The sequence below is a fragment of the Paenibacillus sp. FSL K6-1217 genome (assembly GCF_045040735.1).
In the GTDB taxonomy this organism is placed as follows: Bacteria; Bacillota; Bacilli; order Paenibacillales; family Paenibacillaceae; genus Paenibacillus_AQ.
The window spans coordinates 5,648,609-5,670,140 of the sequence record NZ_CP150271.1 but is presented as its reverse complement, the minus strand read 5'-3'; the positions used below and the strand labels follow the sequence as shown (position 1 = coordinate 5,670,140).

At 55.6% G+C, this 21,532-nt stretch carries 15 protein-coding genes; 5 read left to right on the top strand and 10 right to left on the bottom strand.

Features of this window, described 5'->3' with window-relative positions; translation table 11 throughout:
• Positions 1 to 302: 302 nt before the first annotated feature.
• Both serS and MHH28_RS25045 read left to right on the top strand, forming a co-directional pair.
• A complete protein-coding gene (serS, locus tag MHH28_RS25050) occupies positions 303 to 1,598 on the top strand; it encodes a serine--tRNA ligase (protein WP_405106543.1) in 1,296 nt (431 codons plus the stop codon).
• Between the two features lie 253 nt (positions 1,599 to 1,851).
• Entirely contained in the window at positions 1,852 to 8,154 is a 6,303-nt protein-coding gene (locus MHH28_RS25045) for an S-layer homology domain-containing protein (protein ID WP_405106541.1), read from the top strand.
• Between the two features lie 95 nt (positions 8,155 to 8,249).
• On the opposite strand, the gene MHH28_RS25040 is transcribed toward MHH28_RS25045, so the two are convergent.
• Positions 8,250 to 9,395 (bottom strand): DUF4179 domain-containing protein, encoded by a 1,146-nt coding sequence (locus MHH28_RS25040; RefSeq protein ID WP_405106539.1) that lies wholly within the window; start codon positions 9,393 to 9,395, stop codon positions 8,250 to 8,252.
• Positions 9,382 to 9,981, bottom strand: coding sequence for an RNA polymerase sigma factor (locus tag MHH28_RS25035; protein ID WP_405106537.1), 600 nt, complete (start codon positions 9,979 to 9,981; stop codon positions 9,382 to 9,384). Before MHH28_RS25035 ends, MHH28_RS25040 begins: the two co-directional genes overlap by 14 nt.
• Positions 9,982 to 10,186: 205 nt before the next feature.
• Between MHH28_RS25035 and MHH28_RS25030 the strand changes: the two genes are divergently transcribed.
• Together MHH28_RS25030 and MHH28_RS25025 are read left to right on the top strand one after the other, a co-directional pair.
• Complete coding sequence (locus MHH28_RS25030) at positions 10,187 to 11,092, top strand: ArsR/SmtB family transcription factor (protein WP_405106535.1); 906 nt, start codon at positions 10,187 to 10,189, stop codon at positions 11,090 to 11,092.
• 5 nt (positions 11,093 to 11,097) lie between these two features.
• On the top strand, positions 11,098 to 12,369 hold the full coding sequence (locus MHH28_RS25025) for an MFS transporter (RefSeq protein ID WP_405106533.1): 1,272 nt from the start codon (positions 11,098 to 11,100) through the stop codon (positions 12,367 to 12,369).
• A gap of 296 nt (positions 12,370 to 12,665) precedes the next feature.
• Here the strand turns inward: MHH28_RS25025 and MHH28_RS25020 are convergent, their stop codons facing one another.
• The 4 genes from MHH28_RS25020 to MHH28_RS25005 all read right to left on the bottom strand — a co-directional run bounded on the left by MHH28_RS25020 (position 12,666) and on the right by MHH28_RS25005 (position 15,020).
• Positions 12,666 to 12,902, bottom strand: coding sequence for a hypothetical protein (locus MHH28_RS25020; protein ID WP_405106531.1), 237 nt, complete (start codon positions 12,900 to 12,902; stop codon positions 12,666 to 12,668).
• 225 nt (positions 12,903 to 13,127) lie between these two features.
• Entirely contained in the window at positions 13,128 to 13,409 is a 282-nt protein-coding gene (locus tag MHH28_RS25015) for a hypothetical protein (RefSeq protein WP_405106529.1), read from the bottom strand.
• A gap of 75 nt (positions 13,410 to 13,484) precedes the next feature.
• Entirely contained in the window at positions 13,485 to 14,120 is a 636-nt protein-coding gene (locus tag MHH28_RS25010) for a histidine phosphatase family protein (protein WP_405106527.1), read from the bottom strand.
• Between the two features lie 96 nt (positions 14,121 to 14,216).
• Positions 14,217 to 15,020: an aminoglycoside N(3)-acetyltransferase gene (locus MHH28_RS25005; protein ID WP_405106525.1), complete on the bottom strand. Its 804-nt coding sequence runs from the start codon at positions 15,018 to 15,020 to the stop codon at positions 14,217 to 14,219.
• An 82-nt stretch (positions 15,021 to 15,102) separates the two neighbouring features.
• Here MHH28_RS25005 and MHH28_RS25000 point away from each other — a divergent pair, with 82 nt between their 5' ends.
• Positions 15,103 to 15,318: a hypothetical protein gene (locus MHH28_RS25000; RefSeq protein ID WP_405106524.1), complete on the top strand. Its 216-nt coding sequence runs from the start codon at positions 15,103 to 15,105 to the stop codon at positions 15,316 to 15,318.
• On the opposite strand, the gene MHH28_RS24995 is transcribed toward MHH28_RS25000, so the two are convergent.
• The 4 genes from MHH28_RS24995 to MHH28_RS24980 form a co-directional block, all read right to left on the bottom strand.
• Positions 15,315 to 16,898 carry a response regulator gene (locus MHH28_RS24995; RefSeq protein ID WP_405106522.1) on the bottom strand — a complete coding sequence of 528 codons (1,584 nt, stop codon included), beginning with the start codon at positions 16,896 to 16,898 and terminating at the stop codon, positions 15,315 to 15,317. The genes MHH28_RS25000 and MHH28_RS24995 overlap by 4 nt on opposite strands.
• Entirely contained in the window at positions 16,895 to 18,793 is a 1,899-nt protein-coding gene (locus MHH28_RS24990; protein ID WP_405106520.1) for a sensor histidine kinase, read from the bottom strand. Before MHH28_RS24990 ends, MHH28_RS24995 begins: the two co-directional genes overlap by 4 nt.
• Before the next feature lie 66 nt (positions 18,794 to 18,859).
• Complete coding sequence (locus tag MHH28_RS24985) at positions 18,860 to 20,542, bottom strand: ABC transporter substrate-binding protein (RefSeq protein WP_405106518.1); 1,683 nt, start codon at positions 20,540 to 20,542, stop codon at positions 18,860 to 18,862.
• Between the two features lie 99 nt (positions 20,543 to 20,641).
• Complete coding sequence (locus MHH28_RS24980; RefSeq protein WP_405106516.1) at positions 20,642 to 21,532, bottom strand: carbohydrate ABC transporter permease; 891 nt, start codon at positions 21,530 to 21,532, stop codon at positions 20,642 to 20,644.

Below are 21,532 nucleotides of genomic sequence, written 5' to 3'. Positions count from 1 at the left end.
ACCCCTCTTATGCTTGCAAACCGCTGCCGCTCTGGTTATAATGAACGTCAAACCTATATCCCGACCAGGCCAACGACCGGCATCCAACCGCGAGGCGTCTGCGACCGGAGCAGATTCCTGTTCCCTAAGTTTACCGGGTTTCGCCCGTTACCGCGAAGACCAAAGAGGGCCTGATTCCGCGCTGCATAGCTGCTATAACGCGAATGAGGTCAACCTGGGTGGCACCGCGAGCTGACGCTCCTCGTCCCATGGATGAGGGCGTTTTTTGCGTTTTTTTACCCAAACTTAAGGAGCGGATGCAGATGCTGGATATGAATTGGATCAGGGAGAATGAGGACATTGTACGGAAGACGGCCGAGTGGAAAAGATTGAAGTTCCCCCTCGAGGAACTTCTGGAGTGGGATGACCGGCGGCGGCTGGCCCGCCGGGAGACGGAGCAGCGCCGCGCGGAGCGCAATGCGCTGACGAAGGAAGTGGAGCGCCTGCTGCGCGGGGGCGACGTTTCGGGGGGCGAGCTGGCCAAGGAGCAGGTGCGGGTGATCAACGGCCAGCTGACTCTGCTGGAGGCGGAGCTGCTGGAGGCAGAACGCCGCTGCGGAGAGCTGCTGCTGCTTGCGCCGAATCCCGTGTCGGCGGATACGCCGATCGGACCGGATAACAGCGCGAATGTGGAGCTGCGGCGGCATGGCGCGCCGCCGGTCTTCGGGTTCCGCGCACGGGACCATGTCGAGCTCGGAGAGCTGCACGACATGATGGACCTTCCGCGCGGCGTCAAGGCAGGCGGACCCCGCAGCTATGTGCTGAAGGGGACCGGGGTGCTCCTGCACCTCGCCGTGCAGCGGCTGGCCCTGGATGTACTGATGCAGCGCGGCTTCACCGCGATGGACGTGCCCGTGATCGTCCGCCCGGAGGCGCTGGAGCGGACCGGGTTTTTCCCCGGCGGCCGGGATCAGACCTACGAGCTGACGGGCGAGAAGCGCTGGCTGGCCGGGACCTCGGAGGTGTCGCTGGTCTCGTTGTACAGCGATGAGATCCTGGAGCTGGATCAGCCGCTGCGGCTGGCCGGGATGTCGGCCTGCTTCCGCCGCGAAGTCGGCTCGGCCGGCCGCGATGTGCGCGGACTCTACCGCGTCCACCAGTTCTCGAAGATTGAGCAGGTGGTCATGTGCCGCAGCGATGCTGCAGAATCGGAGCAGATGCTTCAGGAGATTCTCGGCAATGCCGAGCATATTCTTCAACTGCTGGAACTGCCTTACCGGGTAGTCGCCGTCTGTAGCGGGGACATGGCGATGAAGACCCACAAGCAGTATGACATCGAGACCTGGATGCCTGGCAGAGAGGCCTACGGGGAGACCCATTCGGCTTCCAACCTGCTCGACTTCCAGGCCCGCCGCTCGGGCATCCGTTACCGTGATGAAGACGGACGGCTGCAGTACTGCCATACCCTGAACAACACGGCGGTAGCCACGCCACGCATCCTGATCCCGCTGCTGGAGAACCACCAGCAGGAGGACGGATCGATCTATATTCCGCAGGCGCTGCGGCCTTATATGGGCGGGGCGGAGCGGATTGAAGCCAGAAGTCTCCCAGCGGAATAACTCTATACGGATCATCAAACAGCCATTCCTTGTTACTTGGGGACATGGCTGTTTGTCTAGCGTTTCTACTAAATAAATCTGCTATTTTTGTTTCTATGAATGAAATCCTCTTAATTTATGTTGAATTGGTCTTAATTTAATATATATTTATATGAAGCAACCCTTTATTTAACAATTAAATGGTAGAATAATGGGGAGTGTCTATCATAGTTTTGAGAGGAGTGGGTTTAGGATAATGTTTATTTCTCACAGTATGCGAAGATGGCTGTCTGCAGGACTATCCGTGCTGATGCTGCTCGGACTGGTAACGCCTGCCGGACAAAGTGCTCAGGCAACAGCGGATAACAGTAATATTGTAATCTCACAAGTCTACGGGGGCGGCGGCAACGGCGGCGCTCAATACAAAAACGACTTCATTGAATTATACAATCCCACGGAGCAGCCGGTTGATCTGACCGGATGGAAGGTGCGTTATGCCAGTGCCACAGGCGGTTTTGGCTCCAACGTTACCGCGCTGAATGGAACGATTCAGCCAGGCGGTTATTTCCTTATTCAACAAATGGCCGGAGATAACGGTAACGGAGTCAGCCTGCCTGCTCCTGACTGGACGGGCACATTAGCTTTAAGTGGTACTAGCGGCAAAGTTGATTTGATAAACAGCTCAGATCAAGTCATCGACTTGGTAGGATACGGAACAGCGAATGCCTATGAGACTGCAGCCGTACCCGCTCTCTCCAACTCCACGGCAGCGATCCGCCTTGCTCTACCAGGCGCCCCTGCCGATAACCGCGCCTTGGATACCGATAATAACACCACGGACTTCACCGTCCAGCCCCCTGACCCCCGCAACAGCAGCTATGGCCAGACTCAGGCTGTAGAACCGGTCACTGCCTCACCGGCGGCAAATGCCTGGCCCGCAGGCACCGTCATCTCCCTTAGTACATCAACCGTAGGCGCATCCGTGTACGCCGCAGTTTACACAAACGGCGCAGAAACGGAATTTAAGCCATACAGCGGACCCATTCTGCTGAATGCACCCACAACCATCAAGACCTATGCTGCCGTATCAGATTCAGTGTACAGTACGGTATCGAGTTATGATTACACCCTGCTTGAGCAACAGGATATTGCCTCCGTCCGCCCGGCACCTAAGGGCCAGAACGTATGGACGGACGGAACGGTTACACACATCGACGGTGCAAAAATGTACATTCAGGATGCCGCGTCAGCAATCGTGCTGTACGGATTCCCGGATTTCGCCAAGGTCGGGGATACCGTTAATGTGCAAGGGGTTATGGATATTTACAGCAACCTGCAGGAACTGAAGCCGTCTGCCGGGCTTAACTACAGTGTAGCTACCCCGAATGCCGGCGTCCCCGCCCCTAAGCTCATTACCGCTGCAGATCTGACGGCAGCCAAAGGCGAAGCTTACGAGGCGCGGCTGGTTACCCTTGAGGATGTAACGATCAACAGTAAGGAAGGAAAGAACGTCATTGCCAGCCAAGGCGGCCAGACCTTCATAATCTACTCCGATCTGCCTCAACTGATTGCAGGCAAGCATTTTGATAGAATCACAGGTGTGATTGAACAGTTTAATAATGTCTATCAATTCGTTCCGCTGAATGCAGAGAGTCTGGTAGAAGAGCTCTTCTCTGTCACCGCCAGCCCCGGCTCCGGCCGGATTATCACTGGAGGCACAGTCACGCTGTCGAGTCCCACAGATGGAGCAGCGATTTATTATACGCTCGACGGATCAGAGCCAACCCTATCCAGCACACCGTATACAGCTCCAATTACAATCACCAAGGATACTGTAATTAAGGCAATCGCCTCCATTCCGGAGCAGACCAGCAAAGTATACACCTTCACCTATACGGCTGCCGCGCCGCCGCGTATCCATGATATTCAAGGGGAATCCCATGCCTCTGAATATGCCGGCCAGACCGTTACGGATGTCGAGGGGATTGTTACCCAATATGGATATACATTTGCGAACGGCAATTATAAAGGCTTTTTCATACAGGACCCTAATCCCGATACCAATGACAATACCTCTGAGGGCATATTCGTATACAGCACGAATGCCAGCCTGAAGCCTGATATCGGAGATCATGTGACTGTATCGGGCACGGTGTCCGAATACAATGAAGGCAGCAGCAAGAATCTGACCTCCACCCAAATTACACTCAGTACACTTAAAACGGTTGCCAAAAACGTGAAACTGCCTGAACCTGTTGTGCTGGGCAAGGGCGGGAGGATCATCCCTTCCTCCGTTATCGACGATGATAAGCTAACCGAATTCCAGCCCGCTGAGGATGCTATGGACTTCTATGAATCGCTTGAGGGGATGCTCGTCACGCTGCCAACCCCTGTGATTCTCAGTCCGTACTGGACCAGCGGCGGCGGTACCTCTACCGTATACAACATTCCTACGAGAGTGGACAATGCGATGGACGATGTTATTACACCGGCTGGGGGACTTGTTCTAAAGGACGCAAAGAACCTTAACCCGCAGCGGCTGCTGATCGCCTATGGCAATCCCGGCCAGGAGGTCGGTACAGGCGATAAATTCAATGGCGATGTTACCGGAGTAATCGGCTACAACAATGGGAATTTCAAGGTTATTCCGGCGAATGAAAGCCTGCCAAGCATTACCCAAAGCAGCTTCACACAGGAGACCTCTACGATTGCTGTAGCTGAGGACAAGCTGCTGGTGGCCTCCTACAATATTGAGAACTATTACCCTGGCGTAGGGGCTGCGAAGATTCAGAAGCTGGCTCAGTCCATCGCTGTGAATCTCAAACAACCGGATATTATCAGCGTCGTTGAAATGCAGGACAGCAACGGCGAGACTGACAACGGTATCGTGGAAGCCAATGCCGCCGAACTGATCGAAGCGATTCAGACCGCCGGAGGCCCGGCTTACAAGTATATTGATATTGCTCCATCGGATAAAGCAGACGGCGGTGCTCCCGGCGGCAATATCCGGGTCGGGTTCTTCTATAATCCGGCCAGAGTCAAGCTGTCGGACAGCATCAGCGGACAGAAGGGTTCCGCGCTGCAAGCGGTCAGCTACAATGCGGCTGCGGACAAGCTCACCTATAATCCGGGAAGAATTGATCCGGCGAACAAGGCTTTTGACGCTTCCCGCAAGCCGCTTGCCGCACAATTCGAGTTCAAAGGCAAGAAGGTCATTGTAATTGCGAATCACTTCAATTCCAAGTCGGGGGACAACGGCCCGTTTGAGAACGTTCAGCCTCCGGTATTATCCAGTGAAACACAACGCCATCAGATTGCCGCCATCGTGAACGGCTTCGTCAAGGATGTACTCGCAGCCAACCCGTCGGCGAATATTATTGCCATGGGCGACTTGAATGATTTCCAATTCACCAGGACCGCAGAGATTCTCAAAGGCAATGAGCTGGACAATCTGATTGACAAGCTGCCGCTTAATGAGCAGTACACCTATACGTATGACGGAAATTCACAGGTACTGGACCATATTTTAGCGAGTAAAAATATTGCAGAATCCGCAGAAGTGGACGTTGTCCATCTGAATGCAGATTTCCCGGCATCGCGTGGACGGGCATCCGACCATGATCCGGTGGTCGCCCAGTTCGATCTGTCCGATTTCGCTCTGCGTGTGCTGCACACGAATGACACGCACGGACATTTGGAGACCATTGCCAAGCGTGCTACAGCGATCAAGCAGGAACGCAATCCCAATACGCTGCTGCTGGATGCGGGAGATGTGTTCTCGGGGACACTGTATTCCACCACTTTTAAAGGCATGGCGGATGTCGATTTCATGAACGACCTCGGCTATGATGCGATGACCTTCGGCAACCATGAATTTGACCAGAATAAGGAGCATCCTGAGTACCTGAGAAATTTCGTGGAAGCAGCTAAGTTCCCGTTCGCCAGTGCCAATATTGACTTCACTACCAAGAACAGCGAGCTGGCGGACCGGTACCACAACGATATCGTTACCACCGCCGGAGGTGACACCGCGTATAACGGCAACATCTATCCGGCTGTAATCAAAGACGTCTACGGGGAGAAGGTCGGTATCTTCGGCCTGACCACTGAGGATACGGTCGGCTTATCTTCTCCGGGGGATAAGATCAGCTTCAAGGACCATGTAGAGAGCGCGAAGAACACTGTAGCGATGCTCGAAGCCAAAGGGGTTAATAAAATCATCGCGGTAACCCATCTGGGGTATACCGTAGACAAGAATCTCGCTGCAGCCGCCTCAGGCATTGACATCATTGTGGGCGGGCATTCTCATACCAAAATTGACAACCCTCCTGAGCCGGTTACGAACGTTGGTACAGGTAAGCCCGTACTGGTGGTCCAGACGGGAGAATACGGTCAAAATCTGGGTGAGCTGAACGTTGTCTTTGACAAGAACGGCGACATTGTATCGTATAACGGTAAGCTGCTGGATGTAGCCAAATACGCTGAAGATCCGGCGGCCAAAGCCAAGCTGGCTTCTGAATACGATTCTAAGCTCTCCGCCGTTCGGGCTGAGAAGGTAGGCTACTCGGACGTTGACCTTTACACCAACCGCGACATTGACGGGAAATCCGTCCGTGTGGTGCGTAAGGAAGAGACGCCAATCGGCAATATGATTGCTGACAGTATTGCGGAGAAAGTAACCGAGCTAATGCCTAACTTCGTATCCAAGGAGGACCAAAGTACGATCAAAGGCGTCGTCGCCATCCAGAACGGCGGAGGCATTCGTGCAGCGATTGACAAGGGCGATATTACGATGGGTGAGGTGTTGACCACACTCCCATTCAATAACAGCCTGGCAGCCCTGAAGGTCACTGGCGCAGAGATCATCTCCTCCCTGGAGAATGCAGTCAGCGGGTTGGAGTCCGACCAGGGACGGTTCGCCCATGTCTCGGGGATGAAGTATACGTATGATTCGACCAAAAAGCCGGAGATTGTGAGTTCTTTGACCGGTCAGGTGACCCAGGCCGGGGAACGGATCATCTCTGTAGAGATCAAGCAGGCAGACGGGTCTTATCTGCCGATTGATCCGGCAGGCTATTACATTCTGTCTACGAATTCCTTCATGGCTGGCGGCGGGGACTTCTACCGCGCTCTAGCCTCAGCCAAGGCAGACGGGCGTTATTATGAGCTGGGCCTCCCTGACTTCGAGGTGCTGCTGGCTTACCTGAAGAACCATAAACCGGTGACTTCGAGCGTTGAAGGACGGATCACGGATCTGAAGGGTGCCGCTCCAAACCCAAGTCCGACTACAACACCAGCACCAACCACCAATCCGGGCGGATCTAATCCGGGGGGAACCGGGGGTGTGACTCCTACGGCAACGCCTGCACCAAGTCCGACTCCTGCTTCCAGTGCGGCAGCGCCACAGGTTACCACGTTTACTACAGCGGATCTCACCGCTCAGTTTGCAGCCTTGCCTGCCGGCACGAATGAGCTGAAGCTCCCGCTCACGGCTTCAGCAGGCGGCGCACAGGCTGTGCTGCCAGGCAGTGTGCTGGTGCAGCAGGCAGCGGCACATCCGGATACAGTGTTGACCCTCATCTCTACCGGCGGTGCTTCCTATTCTCTGCCGCTGAATCTTATTAACGGAACGGCCCTGGCCGCCCGGCTTGGCACCAGTGATTTCACAATTACCGTCTCATTGCTTCAGGCAGATACTGCTATACTGGACAGCCTGAACAAGGCCATCGCCGCACAGGCCGGTACGATCGCTGTTGCTGCGCCTGTCATTGAATTCAGCATCAGTGCCCAGGCAGGCACCACCAGCGTGCCGCTGAACAGCTTCGGCAGCACTTATGTGAAGCGGACAATCACGGCCACTGGTGCACTTGATGCCAAGGGTGCGACAGGTGTCGCCTTTGACCCGGCCACAGGCAAGCTGTCCTTCGTGCCCTCGGTCTTCGCAAGTCCTGCTGGCGGCCATACGGAAGTAACGATCAAGCGCAACAGCAACAGCTATTATACTGTGGTGAAATCGTCCAAGACCTTCGGTGACACTGCCGGGCACTGGGCACAATCCGCCATTGAACAGCTGGCCTCGAAGCTGGTGATTACCGGCACCAGCAGCACGGCTTTCTCGCCTGCACAGTCCATCACACGGGCGGAGTTCGCGGCATTGATCACCCGTTCCCTCGGGCTTGCACCAGCAGCAACAGGAACGGCCTTCAGTGACGTCCGTACAGGCGCATGGTACACGGATGCTGTACAGACAGCCGCTGCCGCAGGTCTGATTACCGGGTATACGGATGGCAGCTTCAAACCGGGCAGTCCGATTACCCGTCAGGAGATGGCAGCCGTCCTGTCCAAAGCCATGAAATACACCGGCACAACCCTGACGGCCGATCCGGCTGTACTGGCCAAATTCCGCGATGCCGCAAGCATCCCGGCCTGGTCCAAGGCAGCGGTAGCAGAGATTGCCGCCGCAGGCATCATCCAGGGAACCCCTGACGGTGCGTTTGCTCCGGCGAAGCTGGCTACCCGCGCGGAAGCGGCTACGATGCTGGAGAAGACCTTGAAGTCTCTGCAATTCATTAACTAACTCACGCCCAGTGTTATAGAAGGTTTAAGTCCAAAAAGGCGGTTCCCAAGGCGCATGATGCGCTGACGGGAACCGCCTTTTTTGTAAACATAAGATTACTTCTCGGTCACTGGTACTGGCACAGATACCGGCACCTTCACTTCAAATTCCGGGATATACTCCTTCTCCCGCACTCCGTCCTTGTTGATGGACAGTGTCCGGAAGGGCTTGACCGTAAGCTGTCCGCCCGGATGCTTCAGCGGTTCGAATAGGGCTGCTGACAGCAGAGTATTTCCTCCCGAGGCGCTCCAGCCGGTACCCCCATTAATCTCCTGCAATATGTGGCCCTCATCATCTACAAGGTCATAGCCCAAGAAGTCCTTCACCGCATCGACAGGCTGCCCCGCAGGCTGTTCAACCCGTGTGGTGAGTCTTGTAGTGATCGGCGTAAGCTCCAGCGTCTCCAGCGTGAAGGTCATGCCGGAGCTGCTGCGGACAATGGGCTCCGCAATGCTGTTACGATAGGTCTTCTTGACCACAGGCAGCGTGATTTCAAAAGGCTCCGCGATGCCCTGGATATCAACGGTCAGCGTCAGCTCGAAGGTATCCGGGAAGGCCCGCCCGCCCTGATTCTGCAGATCCGTGAACTGAATGATCCTCGAATCGGCATCTTTCCCGCGCAGCAAGAACGGACCAAAGGAACCGCCGCCGCTGCCGCCAAGCGGACCATAGTTACTAATATCTTCACCGTCCACCGATAGCTTGATATCTGTCATCAGGTCGCTGATATCGCCTCGCCCCAGCTTCTCCACATCCGTATGGCGCTCGATTCCCAGGGATACGCGAATTCCGTCATACATTACCTCAGACACCTTGAGCGTTAACCCGCCGTGGGTATCGCTGCGCTCCGGCACTGCTGCGAGCCCCTGCTCATCCGCACTCCGGAGCCCCAGATCCCCGGCAAGCCGGAAGATCGAATTCATCCCCGGAATTTGCTTAATGGATGCCGCCAGCGTAGGCGAGATCCATTCAGTGCTTGCAATCAGCAGGGTAAGCAGGAGTACAGCCGCTGCGATCCCCGCGCTTTTCCGCAGCATCCGGCCTGTTCTTCTTAGCTTTGCAGGCTCTGCCTTAACGCCTGACAGTTGTCCGCCATGCGCCCGGCGCATGATGCGTTCCTCCAGATCAATCTGAACCGGGGTCTCCCGGATCATGCGTCCAATCCGCTCCAGTTCGGCTTCCTCCCGTTCAACTTGGTTCATGTGCGATTCTCCTTCCACTATTTTGACGGCGTCCGAGCTTTTTGCGCAGCCGTTCATATTTTTTGCGGACCGTCCCTGCCTTCATGTCCATGATGATCCCTATCTCCTCGAAGCTATGCTCCTCCAGCGCCCGCAGCAGCAGTATCTGCCGTTCCTCCATACTCAGCTTCTCCAGCAGACCGTGGACAACCTCTGTATATCTTGTGTCTCCGGCCTGCTCTTCCTCCTGCTCCTGCTGATGATGTTGCCTGTAGAGACTGAGCAGCTTGAAGCTCTTATTCCTGCGCTTAATCCGGTCGAGGCAATGGTTGCGCGCAATAGTGTACAGCCAAGCCGAGAAAGAGACTATCTCCGAATACTGCTGCAGCCGCTCCAATGCCCTGATAAAAATATCCTGCGCCGCATCCTCCGCCTCTTCCCGGTTCCCCAGCAAGTAATAGCAGTACAAGTAGATCGGCCGCTGAAAATGTCTGATGAGCAGGGTGTAGGCCTGTACATCGCCCTGCTGCACCTGCTTTACCGTCTGCTCCGGTGCCGCTTCCTGCTCTGGCCGGTTACCCGGCCCGCTGATTTCTGCTTTATCCACAGCTACTCTCTCCCCTCTGCCTGTATAACTGCAAAAAGCTGTGTTTTGTGACAAACCCGCCAAAAAAGAATCATTTGCCAAATTAAAATTTTTCGTTTATTATAAAACTAATAAAAGTTCTATATTTATAGAACAAAAACAGATATCATCATTGTCTATTATCTCTCTTGCCTAACTCTACTACACCAGAAAGCAGGAATTTCTTATGGATTATAAAGTAACCGTAGACTTCGCGCCTGTCTATGAATGTATTACCAGCCTGAACGCTTTTATCGGCAAGCAAAATCATACAGCTATGGATGCCGGGACCTCCTGGGTCCGCCAGGTACAGACGCAGTTCGCCCCGGTCATGCTCCAGCGCATGAAGGAAGTGCTGAAGCTCACGGACAATTTCAGTCTCTCTCCTTACATCTGGAGCTGCCCCGGGGAGCGTACGGCGGAAGAATTCCTGCATTGGTTCGAGGAGCTGTCTCCGGGAGAACTGTACGACATTGCCGGGCGGTTCGGGCAGAGTGTCCCTGCGAATCTTGCCGGGCTGCGGGATGCTGCGGCTGAAGTGATCCGGGTGTGGAATGACGGCTATTTCAGCAGCATTGATCCGGCCATCATTGAAGGGCTGCGGCAGGAGGCCGATGCGAGGGCGGCGCTGCTGGACGGCACGAATGATAGGGCCATCTATGAAGCAGCCACCGAAGGGATGCGGCTCTATCCGTCCAAGACGCTGAAGCAGGTTATTATCACTCCGCAGTATCATGCCCGTCCGCTGGTCATCTCCTCCCAATATGATGAGTTTGTGTTCACCAGCTACTCCTGCGATGCGCTTCCTCCCGGAGAAGGACGTCCCGCTGCCGCGCTGCTGCGGCTTACCCGGGCGTTGTCGGATGAGACCCGGCTGTTCATTCTCCGGCAGCTGACCGGCAGCCAGATGAATTTCACAGAGATTGTGAAGGCGGTTCAGCTGTCCAAAAGCACGATCCACTACCACCTGATCACGCTGCGCGCCGCAGGTCTGATCATCGTTCACACCAGCGGCAAAAGTGTCTCCTATAGCCTGCGGCTGGAGGCGCTGAGCGATCTGACCGGGCAAATTGAGGACTACCTGAAGGGGTGAGAGGATTGCAGAAACGGAGCTATTACGGATTGTTATCCACGGTTTCACTCAGCGCCTTCGGCGATGCCTTTGGACTGCTGGCCATGGAGTGGCTGGTCTATGAGCTGACCGGCTCCAAGGTGGCGATGGGTGCGCTTGCGCTCAGCTCCATGATTCCCGAGCTGGTGCTGCGCCTGCTCGGCTCGCCGCTGTCCGACCGGCTGCCCCGCGTGCGGTTCATGGCCTGCCTCGCCGTGCTGCGCCTGCTGGCGCTCCTGCTTCCGCTCGGCATGGGCCTCGCCGGCCACCTCCAGCTCTGGCAGCTGTTCGCAGCTGCCAGCCTGAGCGGTGCCTGCTCCGCGCTGTTCCTGCCGACGGCCATGGCCGTCATCCCAGGGATCGCCGGGACCGGCAAGCTGATGCGCGCCTTCGCCATCATTGACGGTTGCAAGGGCGCTGCCGCGCTGCTTGGCCCGGCGCTAGCCGGTATCCTGACCGCGGCCAGCGGGGCCTTGCCGGCGCTCGGGGTCAACGCCGTCTGTTATATGGCTGCAATTGCCATGCTGCTGTGGCTGCCCCGGCTGGGCAAGCCGGCTGGACCGCCTCCCGCAGCCTTCTCGGTCCCCGGCTATCTGCGGGAGGTAGCCGAAGGCTTCTCGTTCTACCGCCGGTTCCCCGCCATGCTGACGATCATGATGATGGCCGCCGTCAGCAATCTTAGCTCCACAGCCATATGGACGATGATGGTCCCGTATGTCCGCGAGGTGCTGCGCCGCGATGCAGCGGCCGTGGGCACGCTGTCCACAGCTTCTGCGCTGGGCTACCTTGCCGGACTCGGGGCCATCTCCATCATGGGCGAGATTAAGCAGCGGCGTTCCGTCATGCTCGGCAGCCTGGGCCTGTCGGGCATCGTTACCATGCTGTGGGGCTTCATCCCCAGCTATAGCTTCGCCTTGTTCGCCGTATTCACCGCCGGACTGATGGGGCCGTTCTTCAGTTCCCTAAGCTCCTCCCTGCACGGGCGGCTCGTACCCGGTCAGCTTCAGGGCCGGGTGAATTCGGTCCGCTTCCTGATTGGCGGGAGCCTGTCGCCGATTGGCGCTCTGGCAGCCGGTGCGGTCGCCGAGCTGTATGGCGTTCCTGTTCTTTTGCTTGCCGCAGGCCTTCTTCCGGCGCTGTACGCCGGAGTGGCCCTGCGCCTGCCCGGGCTGAAGTCGCTGGACGGCGATCTGTCTGTAATCGAGCAGCGGGACCTGCTGCGGAAGGACGCTGCGCTGGCAGGCGACATCTCTTTGTAAATTAAACACACTTATTAGGGGTTATGGGCTTGGGGCGGCGCGCTGAGAACGCGTCTGCGGATGGGATTCTACGGGGATTACCTTTTGCGGCTGGTGGTTATCGCGCATTGTTGCACATTTTGCAGGAAGTCCGACGATTCTGCGCTGGTGAGAGCTGGATTGTTGCAACTTTTGCAGGAATTCCGGCGATTCCGCCCAGGCTGGAGCTGGATTGTTGCAATTCATGCAGTATTTCTACACACGCCGCCCCTATCGAGCCGCAGTGCTGCATATTTTGCAGGATTCCACTAAATTTGTTACTGTTTATGGCACATTGTTGCAACTTTTGCAGGAATTCTGGCGATTCGACGCTGGCCGGAGCTGGATTGTTGCAATTCATGCAGGATTTCCGCACACGCCGCCCCTATCGAGCCACAATGTTGCATATTTTTCAGGATTTCACTAAATTTGTTACTGATTATGGCGAATTGTTGCAACTTTTTCAGGAATTCCGGCGATTCGGCGCTGGCCGGAGCTGGATTGTTGCAATTCATGCAGCATTTCCACACGCGCCACTCCTAACGAGCCGCAGTGTTGCACATTTTGCAGGATTTCACTAAATTTGTTACTGGTTATGGCGAATTGTTGCAACTTTTTCAGGAATTCCGGCGATTCCGCCCAGGCTGGAGCTGGATTGTTGCAGTTCGTGCAGCATTTCCGCACACGCCGCCCCTATCGAGCCACAGTGTTGCATATTTTGCAGGATTTCACTAAATTTGTTACTGTTTATGGCACATTGTTGCAACTTTTGCAGGAATTCCGGCGATTCGGCGCTGGCCGGAGCTGGATTGTTGCATTTCGTGCAGGATTTCCGCACACACCGCCCCTATCGAGCCACAATGTTGCATTTCGTGCAGGATTTCCGCACACGCCGCTCCTGCCGAGCCGCAGTGTTGCATTTCATGCAGCATTTCCGCCCAGGCAGCCCCTATCGAGCCGCAGTGCTGCATTTCGTGCAGGATTCCCTCGCACGATACACGCCGCACGAAGCCCCACGCCAAACAGGCGATGCCAACATGCGCATCGCCTGTTTATTGTAACCCTGCCGTACCTGCTGTGCTGCTATCCCGGAATGCTTAGGACTCCAGCCCGCCCTCGGTGGTCACATAATGACTAGTGTCCCCGTGCAGCACAATCTCCGGCACGCCGTCTGTAATGTCAATTCTGCATAGGCAGGTAGGGTGGATGTAGGGCAGATCCCATAGCTTGTCCATCGCCCGGTCTTCAAAATAAGCCATCAGCACCTTCACCACTACTGTATGGGTGGCAATGAGGATCGTGCCGCCTTCATGCCGGTCGATGAGCTCACGCAGCTTGCCGAGCGCACGCTCCTGCACGGCGGCGAAGGTCTCCCCGCCCTTGATGCTGAACAGCGCCGGGTCGCCCCAGAATAGCTGGTGCTGCTCCGGGTACTGCTCCTCCAGCTCACCTGCCTCACGGCCTTCCCAGACGCCGAGGTTAATCTCTTTGAATTCGTCATAGGCGGTAAGCGGAATCTCCCGCTCTCCCCGGATAATCTCTGCCGTCCGCAGCGCCCGGGGGCTGGAGCTGGCGTATACCGCGTCCAGATGGACCTCCTGCATAGCCTCTCTTAACCACTCCGCCTGCTGAACCCCAAGCGGCGTAAGCGGCGAATCCTGATGGCCCTGCATCCGCTTCTGCACATTCCATTCCGTCTGCCCGTGTCTTGTAATATACACCGTAGTAGTCATGAATTCCGATTCCCCTTCACCCAAGTATGTATCGATAGATTAGATCATCCCGGCAACGCTATGACACAAGCATGTGCCCATCGTCTCCCGCAGGGTCTACCTGCGGCTGCGCTCCAGCCACTGTACCCCATAATCGACTATCTCCCGCTGCGGGACCAGTTGTGCTGCCGATGCTGCAATGAAGCCCCTGGCAATCCGTCCGGTCTCCTTGTCAAAGTCCGCGCCAAGCTCAGCAAAATCATCCGAATTCCAGTTGTAATCCCTGAATTCCACCCATTGCCGGGCACCGTCCACCAGCATCGGAGCGCCTGCGATAACCTCCTGCTTCCCGGCATAGTCAGCCCAGTGCTCCGCCAGATGCAGCGAGGTGTTGTTCCCATGGTCTACACCGAGCAGCAGCACGCTTCCTCCCAGCTCATAGATCCGGGCCAGCGGTGACTGCTCCCCGAACGCATACTCCAGGCTATGGCCGTCAATAATGACGTCCCGGTGCTTCCCCCAGGCAGCAAAAGAGTCAATCGGATGGCCGCTGCGCCGCACCCCCCGCTGCTTACGGAAGCAGTCCGGGATAATCCCCATGCCGCGAATCGGCGTGAGGTCCGGGTCGTACGCCGGCATATGCTCCCGGATGCCCTGCCACCAGTCCTCCGGCACCGGCGGTCTGCTCCAGCCTGACGGATCGGTCAGATCCGAGGATTGCGTCGGCATCACCAGCGTGCCTGCTTCACCCAGCACCTGCTCCAGCGCCAGAATCACAGCAACCGGTCCGCCGGCCACCCACTGCCCGAGTGACTTGAAGGAGGAGTGCAGCAGCAGCGTCATCCCCTCCTGCACGCCCAATCGCCTGAAGTCGGCGGCAAGCCTGTCTACTGTAATCAGTGTTCCTTGTACTTCCTCCATTGTAAGTCACCTCCCAGCCGTTCATCTCTCCTATCATAGACCAGAACCGGCAGCCTTGCCACCCTGCCCACACCTTGCGCCCGTGATTACTACTGCACTTGCACTTGTACCTGCACTAGCACCTGCTCCTGCACTTGAACCTGCACTTGCACCTGCACTTGCACTTACACCTGCACTAGCACCCGCTCCTGCACTTGAACCTGCACCTGCTCCTGCACCTGCACCTTCACAGGCTCCTGCACCTGCTCCTGCTCCTACACCTGCACCTGCTCTGCACTTGCACCTGCACCAGCGTTAAGACTCCTTATCCTCGGCCTGGCCGGGATAACGCCCCATCAGCAGCTTCGCCCTGTATTCCCCGGGAGAGATGCCCTCCAGCTCCTTGAATACCCGGGCGAACTGCTTGCTGTTCTCGAAGCCGACGGACTCGGAGACGGAGGCCAGCTTGACCCGGTTATCGGCCAGCAGCTCTTTGGCGTGGCGGATGCGGACTTTTTTGAGATACAGCACGAAACTCTCCCCGGTATAGGCCTTGAACGCTTCACTGAAATAAGAGTAGTTGAGCGACACATAATTACTGACCATCGCCATATTCAGCGGACGGGCATAATTCGCCTCGATATACGCCAGCGCTTCCTCCATATCGGCATGCTCCGTGTGGGCGGATTTGATGCCTATAATATAATCGTTGACGCTCAGGAGCAGATGCTCAAGCGCACGGTAATAGTCGTGGAAATGGCGGAAGTTGTGCAGGTTGCCCACTTGGCGGTAGAGCTTCAGCACCTCCACCGAAGCTTCGCCATGCGTACGGAACACCTCATCCAGCACACGTTCATTCATACTCCGTCCCACATTCTCCAGGTAACTCAGATCCAGCCTCAACAAGTGCTCCGTCTGAAAAACAACGCCAAGCAGCGCCTTGATCTCCTTCTCCCGCCCGGTCCCCAGCATATTGAGCAGCTTACGCAGCTCCTCCTCCGGGAGCGGGAAGCTCAGCCGCCCAGCCTGAATATCCGTGTAGTCCACGAAGCTGGCCTGCGGCGACAGGAAGGTATATTGCAGCGCCCGGCAGGCTTCCAGATAACAGGCGCGGAACTGCTCCGCACTGCGGCTCTCCCTGCTGATTCCAAGCAGCAGCCGTGTAAGCTCCTTGGCCTCGGCCTTCCTTGCCAGCTCCAGGAAGCTCTCCCCGCCGCCAACCAGCACCAGCTTTCCTTCCCCGTCTGTCAGGATCTCCGTGAATTTGTGCTCCAGCGGTCCGATAAGCTGCTCCAGCAGTCCCTGCACTTCACCGGGCTTCATCCGCGTACCGTCACTGTGATAATAGCTCAGCACCCCTACGGTAAAAGGCAGCGCAAGCCCGGCAAGCTCCTCCTCCTGCACCGCCGATATCTCGCCCTCCTGCTGCATCAGGAGGCTGCGCAGGCGGGCCGCCCGCAGCTCGCGGCGGTAACCCTCTGCTTCCTGCAGCTGCTTGTGGCTGCTGGATTCCTGCTCTGCCCCCTCCTTAGCTATCCGCTCCAGAATCTCGAACAGCTCCTCGCGGCGGATCGGCTTCAGCAGATAATCCTTGACGCGGTAGCGGATCGCGCTTTTGGCATATTCGAAGTCATCATGGCCGCTGAGTATAATGACAGCCGGAGCGGCACCCGCCCCTGCTTCCGCAGACAGCCGCGCCAGCAGCGTAATCCCGTCCATGATCGGCATCCTTATATCGGTGATAATCACATCCTGCCGCTCCTGCTTGTACTGCTCCAGTGCCTCCGCACCGTTGCCCGCCATCGATATATTGTAGACCGACGGATATTCCCGTTCGATCATCGCCTTCAGACCTTGACGGATCATTCTCTCATCATCTACAATCATCAGATTTGTCATCGCTGGTTATCCCCCGTTAATAGAACTTTGGGCAGAGACATATACACCGCTGTCCACTTTCCTGCTTCGCTCTGCACTTCCAGTCCATAGGCTTCCCCGTAAAAGAGCTGCAGGCGCTGATGCACATTGCGCAGCCCAACGCCGCCCGCCTTATAGCCTCCGCTGCTGATCCCGGAAGCATCCGCTCCAGGCTCCTCCTTCGCATAGATCGCCTCATGCAGCTCCATCAGCCGCTCCTGAGTCAGCCCCAGCCCGTTATCGCGCAGGACAATGAAGATATCGCCCTCTGCCTCCGTAAGCTCAATCCTTATCGTCCGGTCCGTTAACTCCACGCCGTCTGCATTCCAGGCATGCTTCACGCTGTTCTCTACAATCGGCTGCAAGGACATCTTAAGCACCTCCACTTCCAGATAAGCGCTGTCAATATGGAGCTCCAATTGGATGGTGTGTTCGAACCTGATATTCATGACCTCGATATAGTTCTCGATGTGGCGCAGCTCGTCTCTCAGCTTCACATATTCCCCGGTCCACTTGAAATTATAACGCATCATCCCGCCCAGCCGGGTCAGTGCATCCGAGATCGTCCGCTGGTTCTCAATTTCGGCCAGCATCTTGATATTCTCCAGTGTATTGTAGAGGAAATGGGCATCGATCTGATTATGCAGGGTCCTTAGCTCCGCTTCCTTGGATAGCGCCTGCTTATAGACCGCCTGGGCAACCAGCGTATTGATCGTATTCATGAGCTTGGAGAAATGATGCGCCAGCTCCCCGACCTCGCCGCCCCCGCTGACCCGGATGCTGCCGTACGGCTCGCCCCGGCGCACCTTCTTCATCGTCTCTGTCAGGCGGCGGAGATTCTTCAGAATGAACGCATTCAGCACATAAGTAATCGCTGTAACCAGGAAGATAAACCCGATATTCACCCCGATAATCAAATTACGGGTCCGCGAAATATCCTTCATTAAGCCCTTCATGGAGACCACAGTAACCAGGGAGGCATCAATCTGCTCCACCGGCGCCTGAATCAGCAGGAACGAATTCCCGTTCTCCTTGTAATCCATCTCCCATTCCCCGGTCTTGCGGTAGACGGCCAGCCGCTCCTTGATCGCTGCGCTCAGCCCGGAATCAAGGGTCAGGAAGGAGTTATCGGTACGCGTGAACAGATTCAGCGCATCATCCACAATCACCATCTGGGATTCGTTATCCTGCACAGAGGTATAGGTCTTGGGCGTGAACTTACTCAGCAGCATATCTACCTGGACCATCCCGATATGATTCCCTGCCGGAATGCTGATCTCACGCAACACGGATACCTTCGGCTGGCCTTGCCCGGCTCCCCCCGAGGAGCGCTGCATCAGATCTATGTCCGAATTCTGGAAGGACCAGAGATTCCGCCTTCCTTCCAGCTTCATGGCCTGCTGGAACCACGGCTCCATCGACACCCGGGATTCACGGAAAATAACCGGCCATATCTCATACACATTCGGACTGGCAGAGAACAGATACAGATGCTCGATATTCGGATTATTGAACTGAATCTGGCTGAAATTCAAAAAGGTAGTCGTATTGAAATCAATCAGCTCGCCGAGGGTCGGATCATCCTCACTGATCAGGTAATCCCTTACACTTTTATCATTATACGCCATCTGCAGGGCCCGCTCCATCGCCTCAATCTGATTGAGTACATGCAGCCGCTCCATTTGCAGCAGATAGCTGTTCTTCTCGATCGAATCCCGCATATAGGTGTTGTTGATTTCCTTATACGAATAGAAGGACACCAGCAGGCTGGGTCCCAGAATAATGAAGATATAGGCCGCAATCAGCCGGCTCTGCAGTGACCTCCGCCCCCACCAGTAGTGGAAGGAGTGCCATAATGCTCCTGTTCTCTCGCGCATGCTCACCTCTTGAAAATAGCCCAAAAGCCCGCAGTATGCGGGCCATTGGGTCTTTTATTTTAACACTTACATTCCGAGTTTTTTCTTGTTCTCTTCATATTTCGTCTGGCGGTAGGCGTCGAAGGTTGCTTGACCTTCCTTTTCCTTCTTGGCGATATAATCCGACCAGATCTTGTCGAATTCCGCATCGGAATCGGCCATCAGCAGCTTCGGCATCGTCTTGCCGCGAAGCTGTTTCAGCTTGGTGGCAATAATGCCTTCCGGTGAGTTGCCCGTAGGATCAATTAACTGGAACTCCGAAGTATTGATCGATTTGCCTTTGGTCCAGTCTTCCAGTTGCTTGAACGGCTCAACGGATTCCGGCTTCCACTGGTCGGTAATATTCGTATTTTGCAGCATCCAGAAGGTGAAGGAGGAGCCGTATTGCTTATCGAAGGCTCCGCGGTCGGAGTTCATGAGCTTCAACGCTTCAGGCAAGAATTGGTCCTTGCCGTCAATTGTATCATAGCTGACCCCTTTTTCGCCCAGATAAAGATCCTTGTTGCCTTCCTCACTGTTCAGATAGCTGAGGAACTTGATCGCACGCGCCTTATCCTTAACATCCTTCGAGATGAGGGTTACGGTCCAGCCGGAGATCCCAGGGCCGTTCAGTGCAGGCTGATCCATCTTGGTGTTAGCCGGACCGTCTACAGCAATGTACACCTGCTCAGGGTTCTTCTGGAAAATCGTACCGAGCTGGGAAGCAAAGTCTGTACGTTGATAGAGCATTGCGAAGTAGCGGCCCTGTACGATTTTTTCTTCCATCTGCGCACGCTTGTCAATGAAGATATCCTTCGCAAGCAGGCCGTCCTGATTCGCCTGGCGGAGAGTCTTCATCCAGCGGACATACTCAGGGTCCGTCTCACGGTCATAGACCTTGCCGTCTTTTTCCCAAGGAATGTTCAGGAAGTTCTGGATGTAGCCTTCAAGGGAATCATTTCCGTTCTCGGTGAATTCATGCAGGCCGAGCGGAATCAGCGGCTGTCCGTTCACTTCAGGGAATTTCTCCTGGGCTGCCTTCAGGGCGCCGAGGAAGCCTTCCGGTGTGCGCATATCCGGACTGCCGATCGCTTCATAGATATCCTTGCGGACCGCGAAGGTCTGGTTCGAAACATAAGTGTCGCCATACTTTTCGTAGTCGGCAGGAGAAGAGGAGGAGTTAGGATAGCCGTATACATTGCCGTCCGGCTGTGTGTACCAGCCCAGCTTATCTTTATCCGAGACCTTGAAGAAGTACGGGTCATATTCCTCAGCCAGCTTGTTCAGCGGAAGCACCAGCTCGCCTTCCACCATTTTTTTGATCGCATCTTCCCAGTAGCCGAGCGTGATAAAGTCAGGCAGCTTGCCGGAAGCAATCAGCGTATTCAGCTTTTCATTCTCATTGCCGGCAGGAACGATGAAGTTCACGTTAACGCCGGTCTTCTTGGTAATATATTGCGAAGTCGGGTCAACGCCCCACTTGTTGGCGAACCAGGCAAAGTTCAGATACCAGTCGAAGGTGATCGGTGAAGTATCGCTTTTCCAGCCCGGCTCATCTGCGTTCACTGCAGGTGCTGTTGTTTCTGTGGCTGGTGCTTTGGTAGCTTCCGTATTTGCCGGTGTGTTGCTTCCCGTTGCGTTATTGCTGCTGGAGCAGCCTGCCGCCAAGGAGGTCAGCAATAGTCCCGCGAGCAGCAGTCCCGTTTTCTTTGGCTTATGTTTCATGCCCATTTGTTTACCCCTTTTCTAGAAAATAATAATTATAAGCTCAACCCCGTTGCCCATAAGACACCCGGGCGCTGGAGGAGTTACCTGATAACATGCAGATCATCAGCCCTTGATGGAACCGATCATCATGCCTTTGACGAAATAACGCTGCAGGAACGGATAGACGAATACGATAGGCAGCGTAGTGACAACCATGGTTGCCAGCTTGATGGACTGGGACGTTACCGACCTTGTTGCCGCGCTGCCCTGGACAGCGACCATCATAGTATTGGAGCTGGACTGGGCGACTACACGGAACAGATACGTCTGAATCGGCTGCAGGTCCACATTGTTGATGTAGATAATCCCCGCAAAATAATCATTCCATTGATACACGCCGTGGAACAGCGCAATGGTAGCAATGACCGGCATGGAGACCGGAAGAACGATCCGCAGGAAGATGGACCAGTCGTTGGCCCCGTCAATCCGGGCTGCCTCTTCCAGACCCTCGGGAATCTCCCGGAAGAAGGTCATGAAGATAATGAGATCGAAGAAGCTGAACATCACCGGGATGATATAGACCAGGAAGTTATCCAGCAGATGAAGATCGCGGTTCAGCAGGAAGGTCGGAATCAGACCGCCGTTGAAGAACAGCGTAATGGTGCCGATCAGGATGTAGATTTTGCCGCCTACCAGATCCCTGCGGGATAAAGCGTACGCCACCATTGCGGTGAAGAATACATGGACAACGACACCAATCAGTGTCTTGGCTACCGTGATCCCCATGGCGAGCATAATGCCCGGGCTTGCGAATACCGCCTCGAAATTCTTCAGCGTGATCATCCGCGGCCACCAGTAGATGCCGCCCAGCATGGCGTCGTTCCCGTCATTGAAGGAATTGACCAGCACATACCAGATCGGATAGAGCGTCAGGAAGCAGACGCAGAGCATAACCAGATTATTGACGATATCAAAGATGGCTTCACCTTTGGTTTTACGTTTTAGAGCAAACAT

What these genes read in the sequence shown, in the direction of transcription:
- serS (WP_405106543.1), top strand. Translation starts at nt 303, where the DNA reads ATGCTGGATATGAATTGGATCAGGGAGAATGAGGACATTGTACGGAAG.
- MHH28_RS25045 (WP_405106541.1), top strand. Translation starts at nt 1,852, where the DNA reads ATGCGAAGATGGCTGTCTGCAGGACTATCCGTGCTGATGCTGCTCGGA.
- MHH28_RS25040 (WP_405106539.1), bottom strand. Translation starts at nt 9,395, where the DNA reads ATGAACCAAGTTGAACGGGAGGAAGCCGAACTGGAGCGGATTGGACGC.
- MHH28_RS25030 (WP_405106535.1), top strand. Translation starts at nt 10,187, where the DNA reads ATGGATTATAAAGTAACCGTAGACTTCGCGCCTGTCTATGAATGTATT.
- MHH28_RS25020 (WP_405106531.1), bottom strand. Translation starts at nt 12,902, where the DNA reads ATGAATTGCAACAATCCAGCTCCGGCCAGCGCCGAATCGCCGGAATTC.
- MHH28_RS25010 (WP_405106527.1), bottom strand. Translation starts at nt 14,120, where the DNA reads ATGACTACTACGGTGTATATTACAAGACACGGGCAGACGGAATGGAAT.
- MHH28_RS25005 (WP_405106525.1), bottom strand. Translation starts at nt 15,020, where the DNA reads ATGGAGGAAGTACAAGGAACACTGATTACAGTAGACAGGCTTGCCGCC.
- MHH28_RS24995 (WP_405106522.1), bottom strand. Translation starts at nt 16,898, where the DNA reads ATGACAAATCTGATGATTGTAGATGATGAGAGAATGATCCGTCAAGGT.
- MHH28_RS24990 (WP_405106520.1), bottom strand. Translation starts at nt 18,793, where the DNA reads ATGCGCGAGAGAACAGGAGCATTATGGCACTCCTTCCACTACTGGTGG.
- MHH28_RS24985 (WP_405106518.1), bottom strand. Translation starts at nt 20,542, where the DNA reads ATGGGCATGAAACATAAGCCAAAGAAAACGGGACTGCTGCTCGCGGGA.
- MHH28_RS24980 (WP_405106516.1), bottom strand. Translation starts at nt 21,532, where the DNA reads ATGTTTGCTCTAAAACGTAAAACCAAAGGTGAAGCCATCTTTGATATC.